Origin of the sequence: Devosia submarina, from assembly GCF_003056345.1 — a bacterium.
GTDB classification, from domain to species: Bacteria; Pseudomonadota; Alphaproteobacteria; order Rhizobiales; family Devosiaceae; genus Devosia; species Devosia submarina.
The window spans coordinates 23716-45920 of the sequence record NZ_PYWB01000011.1 but is presented as its reverse complement, the minus strand read 5'-3'; the positions used below and the strand labels follow the sequence as shown (position 1 = coordinate 45920).

Below are 22205 nucleotides of genomic sequence, written 5' to 3'. Positions count from 1 at the left end.
CTCGGGATGGATCCCGGATCAAGTCCAGGATGACATCGCGTGTTTGGCAGGTCTGGCGCTCAGGCACTCACACCATAGATGTTCCGCTTCTCCCCCCACCATCATCTCGCGCTAATCTCCCGTCACTGCCTTCACTAACCAGCGGGTCGCGCGAACCGGCTTGTGAAGGGGCAGATGGGGCGGGGATGTCGCGATCCCCGTAGGACGGCGGAAGTGATTGTGGGGGCTATTGACGCCTCTCGTCCAGAGTCTCGCCGGGATCAGCCTAAAATCCCATCTGATGTGGCGAAGCTCTGTCTCACACACACTAAACTACTCCGAGGCAGGGCCTCGCCACATCAACGCTGCTTATCACCGCATCCGGGGCGGCGCTTTGGCACGTCCACGCAACACCAGGAGGATGCCCGCTGCACAAACGGCTCCAACCCAGACGGCTGGACAAAAAGAAAGGGAGCCTTTCGGCCCCCTCCCCTCGTCTTGATATTGAACAGCCTTATTCCGCAGCAGGCGCCGGAATTTGGACCGTGTTGGCCTGGCGGCGACGCTCTTCCAGGATGAGGTCGTCGCGCTTGGCAGCGATCATCTTGGCGGAGGAAATGCCAGCGCCGGTACCAGCCGGGATCAGGCGGCCCACGATGACGTTCTCCTTGAGACCTTCGAGCAAGTCGGCCTTGCCGGACACCGCGGCTTCCGTAAGGACGCGCGTGGTTTCCTGGAACGAGGCGGCCGAGATGAACGAGCGGGTCTGCAGCGACGCCTTGGTGATGCCCAGCAGCACCGGGTTGGCTGTTGCAGGCTTCTTGCCTTCTGCAACCAGAGCGTCGTTAAGCTCGTCGAAGTCCAACTTGTCGAGCTGCTCGTCCTTGAGCAGGCCAGACTCACCTGGATCCACGATCTCAACCTTCTGCAGCATTTGACGAACGATCACCTCGATGTGCTTGTCGTTGATCAACACGCCCTGCAGACGGTAGACCTCCTGGATTTCATTGACGAGGTAACGAGCAAGCTCTTCCACGCCCTTGATGGCCAGGATGTCATGCGGCGCCGGATTGCCGTCGAGGATGTATTCGCCCTTTTCGATAGCGTCGCCTTCCTGGAGGTGGAACGGCTTGCCCTTGGGGATCAAATACTCGACGGGCTCGGCCCCATCCTCATGCGGCTCGATGATCACGCGGCGCTTGTTCTTGTAGTCGCGACCGAATCGGATTGTACCATCGATCTCGGCGATGATGGCGTGATCCTTGGGACGACGTGCTTCGAACAGTTCCGCCACGCGCGGCAGACCGCCCGTGATGTCCTTGGTCTTGGCCGATTCCAGCGGGATACGGGCCAGCACGTCACCGGGCGAGACCCTCTCGCCTGGCTCGACTGCAATAACGGCATCCACGGACAGGAGGTAACGGGCGTCGCCGCCACGTTCCACCTTCTGCACGGCACCGCCACGGGCAATGGCGATTGCAGGCTTGAGGCCCTCGCCACGCTGGTTGGTGCGCCAGTCGATAACAACGCGCTTGGTGAAGCCAGTCGCCTCGTCGGTGTTTTCCGCAACCGAAGCACCATCGACCAGGTCCTCGAACACGACCTCGCCCTCGACCTCGGCCAGAACCGGACGGGTATAGGGGTCCCATTCGGCAAGGCGCTGGCCACGGCGGACGCTGTCGCCTTCTTTGACCAAGAGCTTGGAGCCATACGTTACCTTGTGGGTGGCGCGTTCCTTGCCCTCGGCATCAAGGATGGCAAGCGAAACATTACGGGCCATAACGACCAGCTTGCCGTCTTCAACCGGAACCACGTTCGGGTTGCGGATGGCAATCTTGCCCTCTGCACCCGATTCAAGGAACGAGCTGTCGACCACCTGAGCTGTACCACCGATGTGGAACGTGCGCATGGTGAGCTGCGTGCCGGGTTCACCGATCGACTGCGCGGCAATAACGCCGACAGCTTCACCCATGTTCACGGGCGTACCGCGAGCAAGGTCACGACCATAGCAGGCCGCGCAGGTACCCTGGCGCATGTCGCAAACCAGCGGCGAGCGGATGCGGACCGACTGGATCCGGGCTTCCTCGATGATGTCGACATGCTTTTCTTCAAGCATGGTGCCCTTGGCTGCGATCAGATCGCCCGTCAGCGGATGGAAGATATCATCCGCAGCCGTACGTCCCAGAACGCGCTGGCCGATCGAAGCAACGATCTGGCCGGCATCAACGATTGGCTCCATGGTGAGGCCACGTTCGGTGCCGCAGTCTTCGGACACGATGATCGCGTCCTGCGCCACGTCCACGAGACGGCGGGTCAGGTAACCCGAGTTCGCGGTCTTCAACGCCGTATCCGCGAGACCCTTACGAGCACCGTGCGTGGAGTTGAAGTATTCGAGAACGTTGAGGCCTTCCTTGAAGTTAGCCGTGATCGGAGTCTCGATGATCGAGCCGTCCGGACGTGCCATCAGGCCGCGCATACCGGCAAGCTGCTTCATCTGAGCCGGCGAACCACGGGCACCCGAGTGAGACATCATGTAAACCGAGTTGATCGGCTTCTGACGACCGGTCTCCTCGTCGATCTGCACGGTGCGGATCGCGTCCATCATCTCTTCGGCAACCTTGTCACCGCACTTGGCCCAGGCGTCGACAACCTTGTTGTACTTTTCGCCCTGGGTGATCAGACCGTCATTGTACTGCTGCTCGAACTCTTCGACCTGCTTACGGGTCGCCTCGACGATGTCGTACTTCGACTGCGGGATGACCATGTCATCCTTGCCGAACGAAATACCGGCGTCACACGCGTTCTTGAAACCAAGCTGCATGACGCGGTCGCAGAAGATCACGGTCTCTTTCTGACCACAGCCACGGTAAACCGTGTCGATCATCTTGGAGATCATCTTCTTGGTCATCAGCTGGTTGGCTGTCGAGAACGGCACGGCCGGATTACGAGGCAGAATCTGCCCGATCAGCATACGGCCAGGCGTGGTTTCCACGATCTCGGTCGTTTCATTGCCGTTCTCGTCCCAGGCAGGCACACGACCTTTGATCTTGGTGTGCAGCGTGACGATCTTGTTGTCGAGCGCATGCTCGAGCTCAGCATAGGAGCTGAACGCCATGCCTTCACCAGGCTCACCCTCGTTCATCAGCGACAGGTAATAAAGACCCAGCACGATGTCCTGAGACGGCACGATGATCGGCTGGCCGTTTGCAGGATGGAGGATGTTGTTGGTCGACATCATCAGGACGCGCGCTTCCAACTGCGCTTCTAGCGACAGCGGAACATGCACGGCCATCTGGTCACCGTCGAAGTCGGCGTTGAAGGCCGAGCAGACGAGCGGATGGAGACGGATGGCCTTGCCTTCGATCAGGATGGGCTCGAATGCCTGGATGCCAAGACGGTGCAGCGTCGGAGCGCGGTTCAGCAGGACCGGGTGCTCACGGATCACTTCGTCAAGGATATCCCAGACTTCGGGCTTTTCCTTTTCAACCAGCTTCTTGGCCTGCTTCACCGTCGAGCTGAAGCCCTTGGCTTCAAGGCGCGAGTAGATGAAGGGCTTGAAGAGCTCGAGAGCCATCTTCTTGGGAAGACCGCACTGGTGCAGCTTGAGGTTCGGACCAACGGTAATAACCGAGCGGCCCGAATAGTCCACGCGCTTGCCGAGCAGGTTCTGGCGGAACCGGCCTTGCTTGCCCTTGAGCATGTCGGACAAGGACTTCAGCGGACGCTTGTTGGCACCGGTGATGGTGCGGCCACGCCGGCCGTTGTCGAACAGCGCGTCCACAGCTTCCTGCAGCATACGCTTTTCGTTGCGGATGATGATGTCCGGAGCGCGCAGCTCGATCAGGCGCTTCAGGCGGTTGTTGCGGTTGATCACGCGACGATAAAGGTCGTTGAGATCAGAGGTCGCGAAGCGGCCGCCATCCAGCGGGACGAGCGGACGCAGTTCCGGTGGGATCACCGGAATAACGGTCATGATCATCCATTCGGGCTTGTTGCCCGAAACAATGAACTGCTCGACGATCTTGAGGCGCTTGGCCAGCTTCTTTGGCTTCAGCTCGGTGGTCGACTCGGCGATCTCGACGCGCAGATCGGCCGCGATTTTTTCGAGATCAAGGGCGAGCAAGATGTCGCGGATGGCTTCGGCGCCGATCTTGGCGGTGAAGCTGTCAGCACCGTACTCGTCCTGCGCATCCAAATACTGCTCTTCGGTGAGCAGTTCATGGGTGGTGAAGGGCGTGAGGCCAGCATCGAGAACAACATAGTTCTCAAAATAAAGAATGCGCTCGATGTCCTTCAGGGTCATGTCGAGCAGCAAGGCAATGCGGCTCGGCAGGGACTTCAGGAACCAGATGTGGGCGACAGGAGCGGCCAGTTCAATGTGGCCCATGCGCTCGCGGCGGACGCGAGACAGGGTGACTTCCACACCGCACTTTTCGCAGATGACGCCCTTGAACTTCATGCGCTTGTACTTGCCGCACAGGCACTCATAGTCCTTCACAGGTCCAAAGATACGCGCGCAGAACAGACCATCGCGTTCAGGCTTGAACGTACGGTAGTTGATGGTTTCTGGCTTCTTGATCTCGCCATAGGACCAGCTGAGGATCTTCTCGGGGCTCGCGATCGAGATCTTCATCTGATCGAAAGTCTGCACCGGGACGGCCGGGTTGAACGGGTCCATGACGTGGGAATGATGATTCATCAATTCTCTCCTCTATCCCTGCCAGACCGCAGCAAAACTGTCGGTCGGCAAGGAAGTTGAATGGGTTTGGAAGTGCCGGATTATTCCGCCGCTTCCTGAGGAGGTGCGAGCTCCGCTTCGGCCTGGCTCGGATCGTCGCCCAGGTCACGCATGTCGAGTTCGACATTGAGACCGAGCGAGCGGATTTCCTTGACCAGAACGTTGAAGCTCTCGGGGATGCCCGGCTCGAACGTATCGTCGCCGCGCACGATGGACTCGTAGACCTTTGTACGACCAGCCACGTCGTCCGACTTGATGGTGAGCATTTCCTGGAGCGTATAAGCCGCGCCATAGGCTTCCAGAGCCCACACTTCCATCTCGCCGAAGCGTTGACCGCCGAACTGCGCCTTGCCGCCCAGCGGCTGCTGGGTAACCAGAGAGTAAGGACCGATCGAACGGGCGTGGATCTTGTTGTCCACCAGGTGATCCAGCTTGAGCATATAAATATACCCAACAGTCACCTGCCGATCGAACTGCTCGCCAGAGCGGCCATCATAGACGGTGGACTGGCCAGAAGCCTTGAGCCCTGCCTTTTCCAGCATCTCGACGATATCTGCTTCCTTGGCGCCGTCGAACACGGGCGTCGCGATCGAAACACCCTTGGAAAGGTGTTCGCCCAGACGCACAAGGCCGTCGTCATCAAGGTCAGTGATGGATTCATCACCGGCAAACAGCTCCTGCACTTCGGTCCGCAGAGGCGTCAGATCGCCATTACGCTGATAGGCCCGAACCATCTCGTCGATCTTCTTGCCCATGCCGGCGCAAGCCCAGCCCAGGTGCGTCTCGAGGATCTGGCCCACGTTCATGCGCGATGGCACGCCCAGGGGGTTCAGCACGATGTCGACTGGCGTACCATCTTCAAGATACGGCATGTCTTCCACGGGAACGATGCGGGAAACCACACCCTTGTTACCATGGCGACCGGCCATCTTGTCGCCCGGCTGGATCTTGCGCTTGGTTGCAATGAAGACCTTAACCATCTTCATTACGCCCGGCGGAAGTTCGTCACCGCGCTGCAGCTTGTCGACCTTGTCGATGAACCGCTGCTCAAGCAGGCGGCGGCTTTCTTCATACTGAGCATGAAGCGCTTCCATCTCGGTCATGACCTTGTCGTCATCAACCGCGAACTGCCACCACTTCGAACGAGGCTGAGCCTCGAACATCTGGTCGTTGAGCTTGGTGCCCACGACATAGCCCTTCGGGCCCGCCGTAGCCGCCTTGCCGAACAGCATTTCCTTGAGACGCGCATAAACGTTGCGGTCCAGGATTGACTGCTCGTCGTCACGGTCCTTGGCAAGGCGCTCGATTTCCTCGCGTTCGATAGCCATGGCACGCTCGTCCTTGTCGATGCCGTGGCGGTTGAACACGCGCACTTCAACAACAGTACCAGCATCGCCCGGCGGCACGCGCAGGGAGGTGTCACGAACGTCGGATGCCTTTTCGCCGAAGATGGCGCGGAGGAGCTTTTCTTCCGGCGTCATCGGCGATTCACCCTTGGGGGTGATCTTGCCGACCAGGATATCGCCCGGCATCACTTCGGCGCCGATATGAACGATGCCAGCTTCGTCGAGGTTCTTGAGCGCTTCTTCCGAAACGTTTGGAATGTCGCGCGTGATTTCCTCGGGCCCAAGCTTGGTGTCGCGAGCCATCACTTCATATTCCTCGATATGGATCGAGGTGAAGACGTCCTGCATTGCGATCTTCTCGCTCAGAAGGATGGAGTCTTCGAAGTTGTAGCCGTTCCAAGGCATGAACGCGACGAGCACGTTGCGGCCAAGAGCGAGATCGCCCAGTTCGGTCGAGGGACCATCGGCAATGATGTCGCCCTGGTTGACATGGTCGCCAACCACAACCAGCGGACGCTGGTTGATGCAGGTCGACTGGTTCGACCGCTGGAACTTCATCAGATTGTAGATGTCCACGCCGGACTTGGACGCATCGGTTTCTTCGGTGGCCCGAATAACGATACGCGTTGCGTCCACCTGATCGACGATACCCTTGCGCTTTGCAACGATAGCGGCGCCCGAGTCACGAGCCACAACAGCTTCCATGCCGGTACCGACATAGGGTGCATGGGCGCGCAGCAGTGGCACAGCCTGACGCTGCATGTTGGAGCCCATCAGAGCGCGGTTAGCGTCGTCGTTCTCAAGGAACGGGATCAGCGAGGCGGCAACCGACACCATCTGCTTGGGGGAAACGTCCATAAGGTCGACGTTTTCCTTGGGCGTCAGGCCGTTGTCGCCAGCGTGGCGAGCAACCACCAGATCATCGGCCAGCTCACCAGTTTCGGTGAACTGAACGTTCGCCTGGGCGACGTAGTGCTTGGCCTCTTCCATGGCGGAGAGGTAAACCACTTCGTCGGTCAGCTTGCCATCGACGATCTTGCGATATGGCGTCTCGATGAAGCCGTACTTGTTGACGCGGGCGAAAGTCGAGAGCGAGTTGATAAGGCCGATGTTCGGGCCTTCCGGTGTCTCGATCGGGCAGATACGACCGTAGTGCGTCGGATGCACGTCACGGACTTCAAAGCCTGCACGCTCACGGGTAAGACCACCAGGTCCAAGCGCTGACAAACGACGCTTGTGGGTGATTTCCGAAAGCGGGTTGGTCTGGTCCATGAACTGCGACAGCTGCGAAGAACCAAAGAACTCACGCACCGCGGCAGCAGCCGGCTTGGCGTTGATCAGGTCCTGCGGCATCACGGTGTCGATCTCGACCGAGCTCATGCGCTCCTTAATGGCGCGTTCCATGCGGAGCAGGCCAAGGCGATAGGAGTTCTCCATGAGTTCGCCCACGGAGCGAACGCGACGGTTGCCGAGGTTGTCGATGTCGTCGATTTCGCCGCGGCCATCGCGAAGATCGACCAGCGTGCGGACGACTTCAACAATGTCTTCCTTGCGCAGGGTGCGCATGGTGTCAGGCGCATCGAGCTCAAGGCGCATGTTCATCTTGACGCGACCGACGGCGGAAAGGTCATAGCGTTCGCTGTCAAAGAACAGCGACTGGAACATGGCTTCGGCAGTGTCGACGGTTGGCGGCTCGCCCGGACGCATCACGCGATAGATGTCAAACAAGGCGTCTTCACGCGTCTCGTTCTTGTCCACGGCCAGCGTGTTGCGGATATAGGCGCCAATAGTGATGTGGTCGATGTCGAGGATCGGCAGCTCGTCAAAGCCCAACTCGAGCATGCGAGCGAGCGACTTCTCGTCAAGCTCGTCACCTGCCTCCATGTAGACCTCACCGGTCTTCATGTTGATCAGGTCTTCGGCCACGTACATGCCATATAGGTCTTCATCGACCGCAAGCAGGTGCGTCAAGCCGTTCTCGGCAAGCTTCTTGGCCTGGCGAGCGGAGAGCTTCTTGCCAGCTTCGTGAATCACGTCGCCGGTCTTGGCATCGATCAGGTCGTAGGATGGCTTCGCGCCCTTCCACTTCTCTGCATCGTAGGGGACGCGCCAGCCCTTCTCGGTCTTCTCGTACTGCAACGTGTTGTAGTAGGTGCGAAGGATCTCTTCGGCATCCATTCCAAGCGCCTTGAGCAGCGAGGTAACCGGGATTTTGCGGCGACGATCGATACGCGCATAGACGATGTCCTTGGCGTCAAACTCGATGTCCAGCCAGGAACCGCGGTACGGAATAATACGGCCGGCAAACAACAGCTTGCCAGACGAGTGGGTCTTGCCCTTGTCGTGGTCAAAGAACACGCCAGGCGAGCGGTGCATCTGCGAGACGATGACGCGCTCGGTGCCGTTGACGATGAAGGTGCCGTTCGACGTCATGAAGGGCATGTCGCCCATGTATACGTCCTGCTCCTTGATGTCCTTGACAGAGCGGGCGCCGGTTTCCTCGTCCACTTCAAACACGATCAGCCGCAGCGTCACCTTAAGCGGGGCAGCGAACGTGATGTCGCGCGCACGGCACTCGTCGATGTCGTACTTGGGCTGCTCGAACTCGTACTTCACGAATTCAAGAGATGCCGTGTTCGAAAAGTCGGTGATCGGGAAAACCGAACGGAAGACGGATTGAAGCCCTTCATCGGGACGGCCACCTTTGGGCTCGTCCACCATGAGGAACTGATCATAGGAGGCCTTCTGGACCTCGATCAGGTTGGGCATCTCCGTGACTTCGCGAATGGAACCGAAGGACTTGCGTACCTTGCGGCGGCCGTTGAACGTGGTAGCCATGAAAGCTCCTGTTTCTTTGCGATTTGTCTCGGAGGCAGATATCCAAAAATCCGACTATCAGCCGTCGGGTCTCGGGATATTTGCCTTTCTTGGTCTCGTTAGTGAGGCTAGCGATATCTCTGGCACCACCCCAGCCAAGGGCAGCGTCGGCTCAGAAACGTCAAACACCCCATGGTCGAAAAACCATGAGGTCCAATGGACGTCAGCGTGCCTTAGACATCGAAATCGTCATATGTTCCGCAAATTGGTGCCTGCGACCCATCCAATCGGCCCGGCGAATCTTCTCGTGTAAACGAGAATGCGAGATGGCACATAGCGCGCCACCTCGCACATTTCAAGTCAAGTAAATGAGATTACTTGAGTTCGACCTTTGCGCCGGCAGCTTCCAGCTTCTTCTGGATGTCTTCGGCCTCAGCCTTGGACACGCCTTCCTTGAGGGCCTTTGGTGCAGCCTCAACCAGAGCCTTGGCTTCGCCGAGGCCCAGGCCGGTGATGGCACGGACTTCCTTGATGACGTTGATCTTGTTGTCGCCGAAGGAGGCGAGAACCACGTCAAATTCGGTCTTTTCTTCAGCAGCAGGAGCAGCAGCGCCACCGCCAGCAGCGGCAGCAACAGCAACTGGAGCAGCGGCGGAAACGCCCCACTTTTCTTCCAGCATCTTGGACAGTTCGGAAGCTTCCAGAACGGTCAGGGCAGACAGGTCGTCTACGATCTTGGCGAGATCAGCCATTTGATAAATCTCTCTTGTATGGTGTTTGGTTCAAACCGGTTCCATGGGGAACCAAGGGGTTACGCTGCTTCGTTGCTCTTTTCCGCATGTGCGGCCAACACGCGCGCGATACCACCAGCAGGCGCGACGACGACCGACGCGATACGCGTTGCGGGCTGCTTGAGCATCCCGGCGAGCGTTGCGCGCAGTTCATCGAGCGACGGCATGGTCGACAAGGCCTTGACGCTGTTCGCGTCCAGAGCGGTCTTGCCCATGACGCCACCAAGAACGACATACTTGGCGTTCCTGTCAGCGAACTTCTGCGCGATCTTCGGCGCAGTCATGGGGTCTTCCGCGTAGGCGATGACGATCGGGCCTGTGAACAGGTCCGAGATGTCGGCGTGGTTGGTGTCTTTCAGAGCAAGCTTGGCAAGACGGTTTTTAGCGATCTTGACGTGACCACCGGCGCTCTTCACCTCACGGCGAAGCGACTCCAGATTGGCCACGGTCAGACCGCTATTCTGCGCAAGGACGATCGATCCAGCGGCCCCGAGGGCTGACTGAAGCGATGCGACAAGCTCACGCTTTTCCGCTCTTTCCACTGCTAGTCTCCACATTTAGCACGACAAGTTAAAGTGCCGTGCCATTGCCAATTGCTGCCCTCCTGATCCTTCGGGAAGGAAGGAGGAGCAACGGTTACATGCCTGTCAACCGTGCTGCCCAAGAAGGGCAACTGGCCTGGTTCGAACCGTGAGCACCCTGCCCTTTCGGGCGGAAAAATCGCGGTCTTCACCCCATCTATGCAGGCGCCGCAAAGGCATTAAGCCAACCCAAATCGGTTGGCACCGGCAGTCTCGGACAGGACTTAATGCTAACAGACTGTTAGCATTTCGAGGGACGTATCCCCCGAAACTGGGTGTTTAGCCGGGGTATCAGTCAAAACCAATCCCCAATCTCCCCCCGCTCGCTTGCCCGGACAAGCCGGGCAAGGACGGTGGGCGACAGGCTCAGCTCAGCCTAGAGAGCCGAAGCTGGCTCGACGTGCACGCCCGGGCCCATGGTGGAGGACACAGCGACGCGCTTGACATAGGTGCCCTTGGCGCCGGCTGGCTTGGAGCGAACCACGGCCTCGGTGAATGCCTTGATGTTCTGCAGCAGGGCTTCTTCGGAGAAGGAAACCTTGCCTACACCAGCATGGAGGATACCGGCCTTTTCGACGCGGTATTCAACGGCGCCGCCCTTGGCCGACTTAACGGCACCGGCAACGTCAGGGGTAACCGTACCAACCTTGGGGTTTGGCATCAGGTTACGTGGGCCCAGGATCTTACCGAGGCGACCAACGATCGGCATCATGTCCGGAGTGGCAATGCAGCGATCGAAATCGATCTTGCCGCCCTGGATCTGCTCCATCAGGTCTTCGGCGCCAACAACATCGGCACCAGCCTTGCGGGCTTCCTCGGCCTTGTCGCCACGGGCGAACACGGCAACGCGCACGGTCTTGCCGGTGCCGTTGGGCAGGTTCACGACGCCGCGGACCATCTGGTCGGCGTGGCGGGGGTCAACGCCGAGATTGATGGCGATCTCGATGGTTTCGTCGAACTTGGCCGAGGCGCGTTCACGAACCATCTTGAGGGCTTCATCAAGCTTGTAGAGCTTGTTGCGATCGATGCCTTCGCGGGCCTTGGCGATCTTCTTACCGACTTTTGCCATTCTTTTAGCCCTCGACCTGAATGCCCATGGAACGGGCAGAACCGGCAATCATCGACACAGCAGCGTCGACATTGTCAGCGTTGAGATCCTTCATCTTCTTTTCGGCGATTTCACGCAGCTGCGCCACGGTGATCGTGCCAGCCGATTCCTTGCCCGGAAGCTTGGAGCCGGACTTCAGGTTCACGGCCTTCTTGATGAAGTAGGTCACCGGCGGCTGCTTCATCTCGAAGGTGAAGCTCTTGTCGGCATAAGCGGTAATCACGACTGGAATGGGCGAACCCTTTTCCATTTCCTGCGTGGCAGCGTTGAACGCCTTGCAGAATTCCATGATGTTCAGGCCGCGCTGACCCAGAGCCGGGCCGATTGGCGGGGAAGGCGTTGCGGAGCCCGCGGGCACCTGCAGCTTTACGTAGCCAACGATTTTCTTTGCCATTTTTCGTCCTTTCTAGTGCCTGCCAGGGGCAGGCGTTTGACGCCGTGGTGCGAGGCTGATGGGCATTGGCATGCGCCCTGCTCTCCCACGGTTTCAGCCCGAAGGCTGGTGCGCTTTTGGCTTACGCCAAAAGGCTAGTGCGACTCGGCTGACGCCGAGCGCTGGGATCAGACCTTTTCGACCTGACCGTATTCGAGCTCCACCGGAGTGGGACGCCCGAAAATCGACACTTCCACCTTGAGGCGGGCGCGTTCTTCGTCGACTTCTTCCACCACGCCATTGAAGCTGGCGAAGGGACCGTCGGACACGCGCACGTTCTCGCCCACTTCGAACGAGACGGAAGGCTTGGGATGCTCCACACCTTCCTGCACCTGCTGCAGGATGCCCATGGCTTCCTTTTCCGAGATCGGCATCGGCTTGTTGTCCGAACCCAGGAAACCAGTGACCTTGGGCGTATTCTTGATCAGGTGGAACGCCTCGTCGGTCATGTCCATCTTGACCAGGACATAGCCCGGAAAAAATTTGCGTTCGGCATCGACCTTGCGGCCGCGGCGGATCTCGACGACCTTTTCAGTCGGCACGATCACGTCTTCGAACAGATGCTCAAGCTTCTTCTGAGCAACCTTCTGGCGAATATCTTCCGCCACCTTGCGCTCGAAGTTCGAATAAGCCTGAACAATATACCAGCGTTTGGCCATGCCGCGTCGCCGCTCCCACTCTTTTTGTTTGATCCTAAGCGCGGATCGACAGCATCAAACCGACCAGAAACGAAATCAGCTGGTCTGCCAAAAGGAAGAACACGCTCGCAAAGGCAACCAGCACAAGCACCATGATCGTGGAGATCAGCACTTCATTGCGGTTCGGCCAGGTGACCTTGGATGTTTCCTGCCGAACCTGCTGCAGGAACTGAATCGGGTTCGTACGGGCCATAAGCTGTTCTACTCTTGGTCGATTTGGTGCAAAACCAAAGGCCGCGCAGGAATCCCGCACGGCTGGAGACTGCGTATCTAGAGAAACTCCGCGCCAATTGCAACAGGCTTGCTCCCCCGACTTTGCAACACATCGCTTGTGCGGCGAATCAAATTCTTAACGATTGGTGCACAGGCCGAAGATTCTGGCTTGATTCGAATCCCGCTTTGCCGTCTGATCCAAATGAGACGAAAAAGTGGCGCGGAGGGGTGGCCATGAGTTTCGAAGATCGATCATTCGAGGTCAAAGCCTGTGAGGTCCGCTATTATGGGCCGCACAAGGAGATTGCCGGGCGGATCACCGGCGTGGTGCGCGTGGGCATCGAAGAGCGTTTCATGGGCAATCTGAGCCGCTACAACCTTGATCTCAAGGTCAAGGCCGATTGCGGCCATGTTGCATCCAATCAGGTGCGCACCGCGTTGTTGGCGCATGCTGCCCACCAGCTCAACCGCCTCAAGTCGCGCCACACCCATCGCACACCCATTGCTGCTGAATAAGGTGTGAACGCCTTGAATATGCCGGGTCCGGGGAGCATCTCTTGGCTGCCCGGAGAACCGCCCATGTTCAAGCTCCCCTTTCTCGTTCTTGTGTCCCTTGCAGGCTTGTCCACTGTGGCCAGTGCGGCCTGCCCCACATCAGTGCCGGGAGACACCGCCGAAGCGATCCGGGCCAACGCCGAACGCGTTCAGTGCCTGCAGCAGGAAGTGGAGCAGGATTCCCGCCGCCGTCAGTATGAGCTGGAGCTTCGCGCCAATCGCGACGCAATAAACAATCTCCAGCTGCAGCGGCGGTTTGATAATCTGCCGCGCTATGAGCCGCCGCAGGTGTTTGGACAGCAACATTTCGTGTTCCGGTGATCGGGCGGCTTCTGGAGACTGGTGACGCTTTCGGGAGTCGGTCGGGAGGGTGCCTGACCTTCTAGAGGGTCATTCTTGGACTTGATCGCTCGTGCCTTGTGCCGTGTTGCTAGTGACCCTCGGATCAAGTCCGAGGGAGGCGCCGGTGGGAGGGAGGGGCTGGGGATTGAGCCGATGGTTGCTTGGCTTGATCCGTAGGCACCATGCTGCCCGCTTGGCGCTCGTTACCCCTCGGCCTTGAGCCAGGGCTCTGCGCTTGACCCGTGCTCTGTAGGTGCAGTGTCTCGGGTCAGGCCCGAGGATGACGATTGGGGGTGTGGGACCATCTTGCCCGAGGGGCTTCATCGGACGTCAGTTACATCGCTCACCAGCGCTGGTTTCGAACTTGATCTGTAAGCCTATGGTTACGCGTGACGGGTGGAGAGTGCCCGTCGTTTCAAGCCCGAAGGGGTAGTGGGGCTGGGACGTTGATTCCTTGTCTCGAGCCATAGACACAATGCAGCTCATCCACCGCTCGTCACCCTCGGCCTTGAGCCGAGGGCTCTGCGCTTGACCCGTACTCTGTAAGTGTAGTGTCCTCGGGTCAGGCCCGAGGATGACGATTGGGGTGGGGGACCATGCTGCCCAAGCTTCATCGGGCATCCGCCACATCGCTCACCAGGGCTGTCTTGCGATTTGATCCAATACCCTCCTGTTGTGCGCGGCGGGGTGAGAAGGCGCCGGGACGCGGGAGGAGTGTGGGTGGCGAGCGAGTTTGGGATGGGACAGGAGCGACACAGCCCCAGATAACTCAGGTTACCGCCGCAACTGCTTTCAGTTCTCCTCGTTTGCGCGGCCAGTTGGCAATAGGAGCGGTCTGATGCAGTGTAAGGATTATGTTGTGACAACAAGTTCCGGCCGCTGGTGGATCAGGGAGGCGGCGGACAGATTGGGACCGTTCGTCTCGAGGCAGGTTGCTACAGAGGCAGCGATCCGATCAGCCAAGCTGGATTTCAAGGCTGGGCGGCACGCCCGTGTCTCACTCGACGAGCCGCAAAACGGCACCGAGTTGCTGTACGATTCCACGAGCTGATTTTCGTTTTCAAACAAGGTGCCAATATTTCACCCGGTCTTGTCGGTCGCGGGTGTCTGGCACTGTGTGCCAGATTGCGCCGCTTAGCGCTCCCACAGACTGGAATTCGCGTTTTGTGATGGACCTCTGCGGCGCGCGGGGCGTTCACCCCGGCAAAGCATGGAGAGAGCTTATGAACCAGCAACAACAAAAGAGCGCCAAGCCAGAGCCAAGCAAGGAACAGGATCGCAGCCCTGCCCGCTCCAAGGATCAGGGGCGCAATGACCAACAGCAGAGTGAGGATCTGCCCGGCGCTGATGGCCCCAATTCGGCCGGAGCAAACGAAGACACCTACGACTAGAAGCCCGCTATGGCACCCAGATCCGCAGACCCGGCCGTTGACGACGAGGATCCGGACAAGAGCCCTGTTGCTGATTTCGGCGCACAAAGGCCGGTTAAGCTACGAAAGAGGCCGCCAGGGAATGATCCCGCGGCGGACGGGCAAGCCAGCAGCCAACAAGCCGGCGACAATGCCGGATCCAAATAGCGCAAGGTTTAGAACATGCCAGATTATCAACTCACGACCAGCGACGGCACGCGGATCGGCTTTTCCGACGAGCGGGAGCTCGACCAGATCATTGAGCAGGTGATCGAGGAAGGCTATCTGCGCATCAGTGGCGAGCGAACCATTGTTGATGACGCAACGCAGATCGAGGGCGACTATGTGGCTTTTGAAAGCCACATCCTGAGTATCTCAACCTGAGAGCGAGATCGTGACATGACCACAAGCAAGCTGACCACCGGACTGAATGACCGCCCCAAGGGCGAAACCATTGCGCAGACGGGCGCCGGCATTCCCGACGACACCGGTCGTGCACCTGAACTGGACGAGGAAGAAGCCGCCAAGATCGAGCAGAAAATCCGCTCCATGGGCACCAAGAACGGCAGCCAGGCGCATGACGAGCTCGAGGCCGAAGTGCAAAAGGATATTGACTTGCCGCTCAAAGGGTCCGCCTGAAAGGAGGGCTTGCTACCAATTGGTTTCCAGCGCCTCGGTGACCTGCTGCTCGTCCCAATGAGCGGGCACCCAGACGCCCACCTTGCGGCCCGCCTGCTCCACATAGGCGTGCCGCAATTTTGTTGATGGATTGCCTTCGCTTTCCGGATGGTCGTAATGCGCCGCCGAATGGGTGAAGTCCTTGCCGCGCTGGTCGCCATCGTGCAGCCAAAGGCCAGTGAATTCGTTTTCAGCACTGCTCATGTTAATCTCGCTTGATTGCCTAAGGGGTCAGGCGTCTTCCTCGAGCTGCCCCTTCCAGATCAGCCGCGTTCGGCCATTCTCATCGGGTGCATAAACAGCCGCCGGCCGGGTGCGGTCGCCGAACATTTCGATCAGCTTGAAGGCGCAGGTGATGGCATCCTCCCGATCCTCGCAGGGACCGAAAGGCTTGCCTTCTATGTCGATCCACCACGTGCCGGTGATTTCTACGACAATGTAGCAACAGGTCGGCGCTGTGTGTCGCTGATCGCTGCTGTCCATGAAATTCACGGCTAGGCCCCTGATACACGCCGAAAGACACTCCAACTCGTATCAACAGCCCAAGGGCGATTCAGTTGCCATTATGAGCTAGCAATTTCGAAGAAGCCGCCCGCACGATCAGGACAGCCAAAGCGCGGCATGGCAGCGCCGCCAGGCCTGGATCAGGCGGTGAATCTTGGTGGCGCGGCTGGGCAGGTTTTGCGCGATGATTTCAAGGCGCACGATTTCCTCCCGAATGGCTTCGAGGGTCTTCTCGCGCTTGGTGCTGGCCGCAAGTTCGCCATAGGAGGCCAGCTTGTTTCGGGAATTGGTGAGGTGCCTTTCGGCTTCGGAAAGTGTCATTATCGTTGCGGACCCACGGGAACGCTGCTGTTGTTTTTGATGGCGGAACAACGCACGAACGAGGAACTTTGATCCCGGCTTAACGCACGAGAATGCAACAATATTTTCGTGATCGGGCGAGCGGAAACAGGGCCAGGCAGAGCGGCCATGACCCGGGCAGATCAGCGATATCGGTGATTGTGCCTGGCAGGGGCTGGGGGACTCGAACCCACGACCCTCGGTTTTGGAGACCGATGCTCTACCAACTGAGCTAAACCCCTTCAGGCGAGGGCTTGTCTAAAGGCTGCGCGACGATTTCGCAAGAGCCTTCACGCGCCTTACGCCCAGATGTGAGCAAGAAGCGGGATCGCCATGAGGATGAGCCCGATCAGGCTCACGCCAAAGCTATAGGAGCGCCAGGGGGAAAGTGCGCGCAGATAGCAGATGAGATGGGCAATGCGGGCAAGGAAATAAAGTGTCGCGCCGGCCAGCGAGAGCCAGCTCTGCGCGTCGTAAACAATGCTGAGGATGGCGAGGGTGAGAAAGATCGGCAGGGTTTCCTGCAGATTCGCCAAGGCGCGGCGGGCGCGGGATAGCTCGATCGAGGGTTCGGGCAGATTGTCGCGCGGGCCCATCTGCCCCTTGGAGCCGATCTGGTCGGCCAGGAACTTGCCGGGCAAAAACGCCTGGACCATCAAAAGCACGAGCACCAGCAAGATAAGAAGGAGCATGGGGAAGCCTTGATGATTCCGGACGGGCTCAGGCTGGAACAGATTGGGGCGCAGCGCAATGGTGGCGATGATTATCGTACGGGTGGCATGCGCAACCCAAAGCGGTGCCTTTCGTTAGATCACACCGCTTGGAGACCCTTGCTGACATGACCGATCTGCGCGCCACCTACCGCTTTCAACTGAACAAGGATTTCACCTTCGAGCATGCGCGGGCCCTGGTGCCCTATATCGCCGATCTGGGAATCAGCCACGCCTATCTGTCCCCCATCCTCAAGGCGCAGCCGGGCAGCACCCATGGCTATGACACGGTGGACCACACGCTGATCAATCCCGAGCTCGGCACGATCGAGGCTTTTCGGGCGCTGGTGGGTGCGCTGCGCGAGGCGGGGCTGGGGGTGATCCTCGATTTTGTGCCCAATCATATGGGCGTGGGCGGATCGGAGAACTGGCTGTGGCTCGACGTGCTCAAGCATGGGGCGGGGAGCCAATATGCCGACTGGTTCGACATCAACTGGACCCCTGCCCGGCCTGATCTGCATGGCAAGCTCATGGTGCCGTTCTTAGGCTCGAGCTATGCCGAGGCGCTCCATGATGGCCAGCTTGAGCTGCGTGCCGACAAGGATGGGATAGCGATCTGGGCCTATGGTAAGGAGAAGCTGCCCATCCGGCCAGAGGACGAAAACGAGATACTGGATCGTTACGGATCGCCCGAAGCAGCGGTGGCGGCGCTCAATGGCAACAAGGGCGAGCCGACCAGCTGGGCAGCGCTGGATTCGGTGATCGAAAACCAGCATTGGCGGCTGTTCCACTTCCCCACAGCGCATGACGAGATCAATTATCGCCGCTTCTTCATAAACAGCGAGCTGGGCGGCATCACGATTGATCGGCCCGAAGTGTTCGACCATGCGCACCAGGTGATTTTCGCGCTGATCAAGGAAGGCCTGGTTGATGGCTTGCGCATCGACCATGTGGATGGCCTGCTCGATCCAACCGAATATCTCAAGCAGCTCAAGGCCAAGTCGCCGCGCCCGATCTATCTGGCGATCGAAAAAATCCTGGCGCCGCATGAGCCACTGCGTGCGGATTGGCCGGTCGATGGCACGACCGGATATGAATTCGGCGCGCAGCTGACGCGGCTGCTGACCAATCCGGCGGGCGAAGAACAGGTAACCAGAACGTATCGGGATTTCGTCGGCCCCATGCGCGAGCCGCATGAGGAAGCCTACCAGTGCAAGCTGCGCGTGATGGAGCATGAGCTTGCGGCGGAACTGACTGGGCTCTCCGAGCATCTGGCGGAACTGGCCTGGTCCGTGCCCGCTACGCGCGACATCAGCCGCAACGGCCTCCGCAAGGCAGCGCGGGAGATCATCGCGCATCTGGAGGTCTATCGCACCTATATCGACAACACTGGCGTGACTGAACGCGACGCGCGCGAACTCAAGCTGGCGATCGGACGCGCGCGGCAATACCGGGGCCATTATCCGACGGCGCAATTCGACTTCCTCGAGAACCTTCTCTTGGGCACGCTGGGGCCGGAATATGACCCCAAGCTCATCGCCAAGGCATTGGGGCGTTTCCAGCAATATACCGGGCCGGTGATGGCCAAGGGGCTCGAAGACACGGCGCTTTATCGCTTCAATCGGCTTGTGTCGCTCAACGAAGTGGGCGCGCATCCCGACCGCTTCTGGCTCGACATCGACGCCTTCCACGACGCCAACCAACGCCGTCTCGCCACCCATCCGCTCTGCCTTTTGGGGACTTCCACGCACGACACCAAGCGCGGCGAGGACACCCGCGCCATGATCAGCGCCATCGCCGATTGCCCCGAGCTTTGGGACAAGGCCGTGCGGCAGTGGCGCGACATGCTCAGGCCCGAGGGCATTCACCCCAATGACCTTTATCTGTTTTTCCAGCTGCTGCATGGCGGCTGGCCGATCAAGGGCGACAGCAGCGACCTGGCTGATCGCCTCAAGGCGGCTATGGAGAAATCACTGCGCGAGGCGCGCGAGCGCAGCGACTGGGGCGTCAACAACAGTCAATATGAGAACGCGGTCTTTGCGCTGATCGACCGAGCGCTAGCCGATGGGGCCTTTATGAAACGGTTCGAAGAGGATCGGCAGGAGCTAGCCAAGATCGGCATTCGCAAGGCGCTGATCCAGGTTGCGCTCAAGCTGACGAGCCCGGGTGTACCGGATATCTATCGCGGCGCCGAGGATTGGGAGCAAAGCTTTGTCGATCCCGACAATCGCCGGCCCGTCCATTTCGACGAGTTGCAGCAGCGCCTCGGCGCGCCAGATCAGGGCGACGAAAAACTCGTGCTTACGCGCAATCTACTCCGCTTCCGGCAGGAGCATGCGGCGCTATTCACGCAAGGAAGCTATCGCAAGCTCAATCTAGGCGAGCGAACCATTGCGTTCCTGCGCGAGCACAAAGGCGTGCGCCTCCTCGTTGCGGCCGATTTGTCTCCTGGCCATGGCGCGGGCATCCAGCTTCCGGCCGAGTTCGCTGGCGCGGACTGGCGCGATGTGACGCAAGGCAGTGCCGGCGACTACCTGCGGGTTTCGGCCCAAGGTGCATGATATTGCTGACCGGGGTTCTGCCGGCGCGGCAGGACCCTGGACGGTGCGGGCTTGGCAATAGTTTTCTTAGCGCATGATAAATATTGACCGATCAGTCCCTGCAAAAAGGAAGAGCCCGGCGTGTGCCGGGCCCTTTGACAAATAACCGAAACTTCGGTGAGATCAGCTGCGGCTACCGATCACGGCGCCCGTGGCTGCGCCCACGCCGCCGCCCACAACTGCGCCACCATAGCCACCCACAGCACCACCAACAGCCGCGCCGGCAACGCCACCAACGGCAGCGCCTGTGACGGTTTTCTCCGTGGTCGTGCAGGCCGTAAGCGACATGGCACTGACAAGGACCAGCGCGATTGGTGCAAACTTCTTCATCTGTTTATCCTCCGAGGTAAGATGCATGGGAGAACAATCGAAAAGCCGCCGAGTTCCCTAAGGAACCGTATTGGCACAAGGCTCGTTTGCTCGACGCAGGATTACCTGCCTGTACCCTCCAGACAGTAACCCCGGTTTCCACCAGAAGCCGGGGTTTTTACTTGTCGCTCCACATCCGGAATCGTGACCTATCGGTCAGATGATGGGTGAGCTTTCCGCAGCAGGACGGCTGGCGACCGTCAAACCTCAAGCGATCCGTTGGAAAACCGATCGGCCAGGAACCGAACAAAGCTTGCAGCCTTGGGGCTCGCCAGGCGCTGCGATGAATGCAGCACCCATACTTCTTCGGGGCGGTTGAGCGGGCGCTCCCAAGCTCGAAACGGGTGTGGTCAAATGACAGTTGTACTTTCGGGTGCTGGCGCTGAGTGCGGCTTAAGTGGTCAGGAAAAGTCCTGAGTGATGCCCATTTTCATCCTCAGAGCAGTCCGCGTGCCATCCCGCAGTAAGGAGCGCTTCTGCATATTGAGTATGATTCTGCTTGATGGATGAAAACTCGCTTACCAGGAGGCGGCCAACAACGGATTACGCTCGTTCAGTAGGCGCTTCAAGCGGCGCCGCCAGTAACTCCATTTTACTGTGCTTGAAGTCCTTTGCGAGGCGGATCGCCGGTCAGCCGACAACTGGAAGCGGAATGATCTATCGGATCGCTCCCGGCTGACTCCCACCATTACAGCCCGTCGACGATCGACCCTCGGAATCGTGCCGGACCGTCGCCGAAAGCAATCCCATCCGACATGATCATCCTCCTAGATATAAGGCAGATACTATGCGCGATGTCTGCGCTTTCAAGCAGCGGTGCCGGCGTATGTGGCCTGGGGAGCGAACTGGCAGGTACCAGCTGACGATCATCCAGTTGATGCGATGCTCGCAGGCGCAAAACGGCGTCGGGGTTGGCTAAGCCAGTAGGCAGCGACTCTGCGCAATCCTGGTCGGAGAACTTTCACCAAGAGTTGCCGCGCGATAAAAGTCCCACAGCTGGTGAGGCTGCACGAGCACGGCCTGTTGAAACAATTCTATGGGGGATATCGTGACTGGATCGGCGAACAGGATCGCACGGCTTATAGTACAGCTTATTCTTGCGGCAATGCTGCTGGATCCGGGCCTTGCTTCCGCCGCCGACGAACGCGTCGCGCGCATCCTTGAGCATGATGGCAACGTTGCTGCTATTGATCGCCTGCGCGAAGACTTCTTGCCCATTACCACCACGGAGTTCGGCTTTACGCCCGAGGCGGTCGAAGTGTGGCGGAGCGCGGTGAACCACGCCTTCCATGCGGATATCCTGCAACAGGAGTACACAGAGCTGCTCACAAAGAACCTTCCTCCTGAAGCTATTGATACGATCCTGGATTTCAACGACTCTGACCTGCGTCAGCACCGCGACCGTATCAGCGATCAGCTATTAGCCATGCAATTGGATGATCCTGAACAGCGGGCGGCGCTACAAGCAGAGGTAGCAAGCCTGCCAGCAGAGCTTGTCGACACCGCCATGGGCCTGTTTGAACAATACGGCACGTCGGATGTCGCCGAAACGCTAGTGGAGGGTTACCTGCAGGCCATGTATTTGGCTGCCGAACCCTATGTCGGTCCTGATAACGCCACTGCGTGGATGGAAGAGCATAGGCAGATCGGCCTTTCTGAAACCTATGCGGAAAATACGTTCCTGATCTTTGCAGCGATCCTTGGTCGGCTCCCCTCGCACTCCCGCGATGCGTATATGGCGGCGATCTCCACACCCGAGTACATCGCCTACGAACAAGCGGCTGCTCTGGCGATGAAGACCACTTACAATGGCGCCATTGAGCGGCTGCAACTGGGCCCTCAGCAGGATCCATGATCCGCTGATTCTGCTTTCGGGCAGACGATGGAGTGGATCGAACGGCGGAAATAGGTCGACCGTCTCGGGTGTTGGAAAGGAGGCTCCTCATCTGGCCTACAAAACGCTCTGGGCGGCGAACCGAGAGCCCTTGTTTGGCA

General features: G+C 59.1%; 20 protein-coding genes and 1 tRNA gene. 7 read left to right on the top strand and 14 right to left on the bottom strand.

Annotated features, from left to right (window positions below):
* Positions 1-493: 493 nt before the first annotated feature.
* From rpoC to secE, 8 genes are all read right to left on the bottom strand, one after another.
* A complete protein-coding gene (gene rpoC / locus DDE77_RS16120; protein WP_108398516.1) occupies positions 494-4678 on the bottom strand; it encodes a DNA-directed RNA polymerase subunit beta' in 4185 nt (1394 codons plus the stop codon).
* An 80-nt stretch (positions 4679-4758) separates the two neighbouring features.
* The gene (gene rpoB, locus DDE77_RS16115) at positions 4759-8901 is read right to left on the bottom strand and encodes a DNA-directed RNA polymerase subunit beta (RefSeq protein ID WP_108398515.1); all 4143 of its coding nucleotides are present in this window, start codon (positions 8899-8901) and stop codon (positions 4759-4761) included.
* 353 nt (positions 8902-9254) lie between these two features.
* A complete protein-coding gene (gene rplL / locus DDE77_RS16110; protein WP_108398514.1) occupies positions 9255-9632 on the bottom strand; it encodes a 50S ribosomal protein L7/L12 in 378 nt (125 codons plus the stop codon).
* Between the two features lie 59 nt (positions 9633-9691).
* Entirely contained in the window at positions 9692-10213 is a 522-nt protein-coding gene (rplJ, locus tag DDE77_RS16105; protein WP_108398513.1) for a 50S ribosomal protein L10, read from the bottom strand.
* A gap of 415 nt (positions 10214-10628) precedes the next feature.
* On the bottom strand, positions 10629-11321 hold the full coding sequence (gene rplA / locus DDE77_RS16100) for a 50S ribosomal protein L1 (RefSeq protein WP_108398512.1): 693 nt from the start codon (positions 11319-11321) through the stop codon (positions 10629-10631).
* Between the two features lie 4 nt (positions 11322-11325).
* Positions 11326-11754, bottom strand: a complete 429-nt coding sequence (gene rplK, locus DDE77_RS16095; RefSeq protein ID WP_108398511.1) for a 50S ribosomal protein L11 — start codon at positions 11752-11754, stop codon at positions 11326-11328.
* Positions 11755-11921: 167 nt separating this feature from the next.
* A complete protein-coding gene (nusG, locus tag DDE77_RS16090) occupies positions 11922-12452 on the bottom strand; it encodes a transcription termination/antitermination protein NusG (protein WP_046138360.1) in 531 nt (176 codons plus the stop codon).
* A gap of 34 nt (positions 12453-12486) precedes the next feature.
* Positions 12487-12684 (bottom strand): preprotein translocase subunit SecE, encoded by a 198-nt coding sequence (gene secE / locus DDE77_RS16085; RefSeq protein ID WP_108398510.1) that lies wholly within the window; start codon positions 12682-12684, stop codon positions 12487-12489.
* Positions 12685-12938: 254 nt separating this feature from the next.
* On the opposite strand from secE, the gene DDE77_RS16080 reads away from it, so the two are divergent.
* From DDE77_RS16080 to DDE77_RS16055, 5 genes are all read left to right on the top strand, one after another.
* Positions 12939-13220 carry a hypothetical protein gene (locus tag DDE77_RS16080; RefSeq protein ID WP_108398509.1) on the top strand — a complete coding sequence of 94 codons (282 nt, stop codon included), beginning with the start codon at positions 12939-12941 and terminating at the stop codon, positions 13218-13220.
* A 63-nt stretch (positions 13221-13283) separates the two neighbouring features.
* Positions 13284-13580 (top strand): hypothetical protein, encoded by a 297-nt coding sequence (locus DDE77_RS16075; RefSeq protein WP_108398508.1) that lies wholly within the window; start codon positions 13284-13286, stop codon positions 13578-13580.
* Positions 13581-14824: 1244 nt separating this feature from the next.
* Positions 14825-14992 (top strand): hypothetical protein, encoded by a 168-nt coding sequence (locus DDE77_RS19580; protein WP_157959892.1) that lies wholly within the window; start codon positions 14825-14827, stop codon positions 14990-14992.
* 201 nt (positions 14993-15193) lie between these two features.
* A complete protein-coding gene (locus DDE77_RS16060; RefSeq protein WP_108398505.1) occupies positions 15194-15394 on the top strand; it encodes a hypothetical protein in 201 nt (66 codons plus the stop codon).
* Between the two features lie 15 nt (positions 15395-15409).
* Complete coding sequence (locus tag DDE77_RS16055; RefSeq protein ID WP_108398504.1) at positions 15410-15649, top strand: hypothetical protein; 240 nt, start codon at positions 15410-15412, stop codon at positions 15647-15649.
* Positions 15650-15661: 12 nt separating this feature from the next.
* On the opposite strand, the gene DDE77_RS16050 is transcribed toward DDE77_RS16055, so the two are convergent.
* The 5 genes from DDE77_RS16050 to DDE77_RS16030 form a co-directional block, all read right to left on the bottom strand.
* Positions 15662-15892, bottom strand: coding sequence for a hypothetical protein (locus DDE77_RS16050; RefSeq protein ID WP_108398503.1), 231 nt, complete (start codon positions 15890-15892; stop codon positions 15662-15664).
* 27 nt (positions 15893-15919) lie between these two features.
* Positions 15920-16180 (bottom strand): hypothetical protein, encoded by a 261-nt coding sequence (locus DDE77_RS16045; protein ID WP_157959891.1) that lies wholly within the window; start codon positions 16178-16180, stop codon positions 15920-15922.
* Positions 16181-16288: 108 nt separating this feature from the next.
* A complete protein-coding gene (locus DDE77_RS16040; protein WP_108398501.1) occupies positions 16289-16513 on the bottom strand; it encodes a hypothetical protein in 225 nt (74 codons plus the stop codon).
* Between the two features lie 184 nt (positions 16514-16697).
* Positions 16698-16773, bottom strand: a tRNA-Trp gene (locus tag DDE77_RS16035).
* Between the two features lie 57 nt (positions 16774-16830).
* The gene (locus DDE77_RS16030) at positions 16831-17223 is read right to left on the bottom strand and encodes an MAPEG family protein (RefSeq protein ID WP_108398500.1); all 393 of its coding nucleotides are present in this window, start codon (positions 17221-17223) and stop codon (positions 16831-16833) included.
* Between the two features lie 146 nt (positions 17224-17369).
* On the opposite strand from DDE77_RS16030, the gene treY reads away from it, so the two are divergent.
* Entirely contained in the window at positions 17370-19802 is a 2433-nt protein-coding gene (treY, locus tag DDE77_RS16025; protein ID WP_157959890.1) for a malto-oligosyltrehalose synthase, read from the top strand.
* Between the two features lie 162 nt (positions 19803-19964).
* Here treY and DDE77_RS16020 read toward each other — a convergent pair whose 3' ends face one another.
* Positions 19965-20171, bottom strand: coding sequence for a YMGG-like glycine zipper-containing protein (locus DDE77_RS16020; RefSeq protein WP_108398585.1), 207 nt, complete (start codon positions 20169-20171; stop codon positions 19965-19967).
* Positions 20172-21246: 1075 nt separating this feature from the next.
* Here DDE77_RS16020 and DDE77_RS16015 point away from each other — a divergent pair.
* Positions 21247-22065: a hypothetical protein gene (locus DDE77_RS16015; RefSeq protein WP_157959889.1), complete on the top strand. Its 819-nt coding sequence runs from the start codon at positions 21247-21249 to the stop codon at positions 22063-22065.
* Positions 22066-22205: the final 140 nt, after the last annotated feature.

What these genes read in the sequence shown, in the direction of transcription:
- rpoC (WP_108398516.1), bottom strand. Translation starts at nt 4,678, where the DNA reads ATGAATCATCATTCCCACGTCATGGACCCGTTCAACCCGGCCGTCCCG.
- rpoB (WP_108398515.1), bottom strand. Translation starts at nt 8,901, where the DNA reads ATGGCTACCACGTTCAACGGCCGCCGCAAGGTACGCAAGTCCTTCGGT.
- rplL (WP_108398514.1), bottom strand. Translation starts at nt 9,632, where the DNA reads ATGGCTGATCTCGCCAAGATCGTAGACGACCTGTCTGCCCTGACCGTT.
- rplA (WP_108398512.1), bottom strand. Translation starts at nt 11,321, where the DNA reads ATGGCAAAAGTCGGTAAGAAGATCGCCAAGGCCCGCGAAGGCATCGAT.
- rplK (WP_108398511.1), bottom strand. Translation starts at nt 11,754, where the DNA reads ATGGCAAAGAAAATCGTTGGCTACGTAAAGCTGCAGGTGCCCGCGGGC.
- nusG (WP_046138360.1), bottom strand. Translation starts at nt 12,452, where the DNA reads ATGGCCAAACGCTGGTATATTGTTCAGGCTTATTCGAACTTCGAGCGC.
- secE (WP_108398510.1), bottom strand. Translation starts at nt 12,684, where the DNA reads ATGGCCCGTACGAACCCGATTCAGTTCCTGCAGCAGGTTCGGCAGGAA.
- DDE77_RS16080 (WP_108398509.1), top strand. Translation starts at nt 12,939, where the DNA reads ATGAGTTTCGAAGATCGATCATTCGAGGTCAAAGCCTGTGAGGTCCGC.
- DDE77_RS16075 (WP_108398508.1), top strand. Translation starts at nt 13,284, where the DNA reads ATGTTCAAGCTCCCCTTTCTCGTTCTTGTGTCCCTTGCAGGCTTGTCC.
- DDE77_RS19580 (WP_157959892.1), top strand. Translation starts at nt 14,825, where the DNA reads ATGAACCAGCAACAACAAAAGAGCGCCAAGCCAGAGCCAAGCAAGGAA.
- DDE77_RS16060 (WP_108398505.1), top strand. Translation starts at nt 15,194, where the DNA reads ATGCCAGATTATCAACTCACGACCAGCGACGGCACGCGGATCGGCTTT.
- DDE77_RS16055 (WP_108398504.1), top strand. Translation starts at nt 15,410, where the DNA reads ATGACCACAAGCAAGCTGACCACCGGACTGAATGACCGCCCCAAGGGC.
- DDE77_RS16050 (WP_108398503.1), bottom strand. Translation starts at nt 15,892, where the DNA reads ATGAGCAGTGCTGAAAACGAATTCACTGGCCTTTGGCTGCACGATGGC.
- DDE77_RS16040 (WP_108398501.1), bottom strand. Translation starts at nt 16,513, where the DNA reads ATGACACTTTCCGAAGCCGAAAGGCACCTCACCAATTCCCGAAACAAG.
- DDE77_RS16030 (WP_108398500.1), bottom strand. Translation starts at nt 17,223, where the DNA reads ATGCTCCTTCTTATCTTGCTGGTGCTCGTGCTTTTGATGGTCCAGGCG.
- treY (WP_157959890.1), top strand. Translation starts at nt 17,370, where the DNA reads ATGACCGATCTGCGCGCCACCTACCGCTTTCAACTGAACAAGGATTTC.
- DDE77_RS16020 (WP_108398585.1), bottom strand. Translation starts at nt 20,171, where the DNA reads ATGAAGAAGTTTGCACCAATCGCGCTGGTCCTTGTCAGTGCCATGTCG.
- DDE77_RS16015 (WP_157959889.1), top strand. Translation starts at nt 21,247, where the DNA reads ATGGGGGATATCGTGACTGGATCGGCGAACAGGATCGCACGGCTTATA.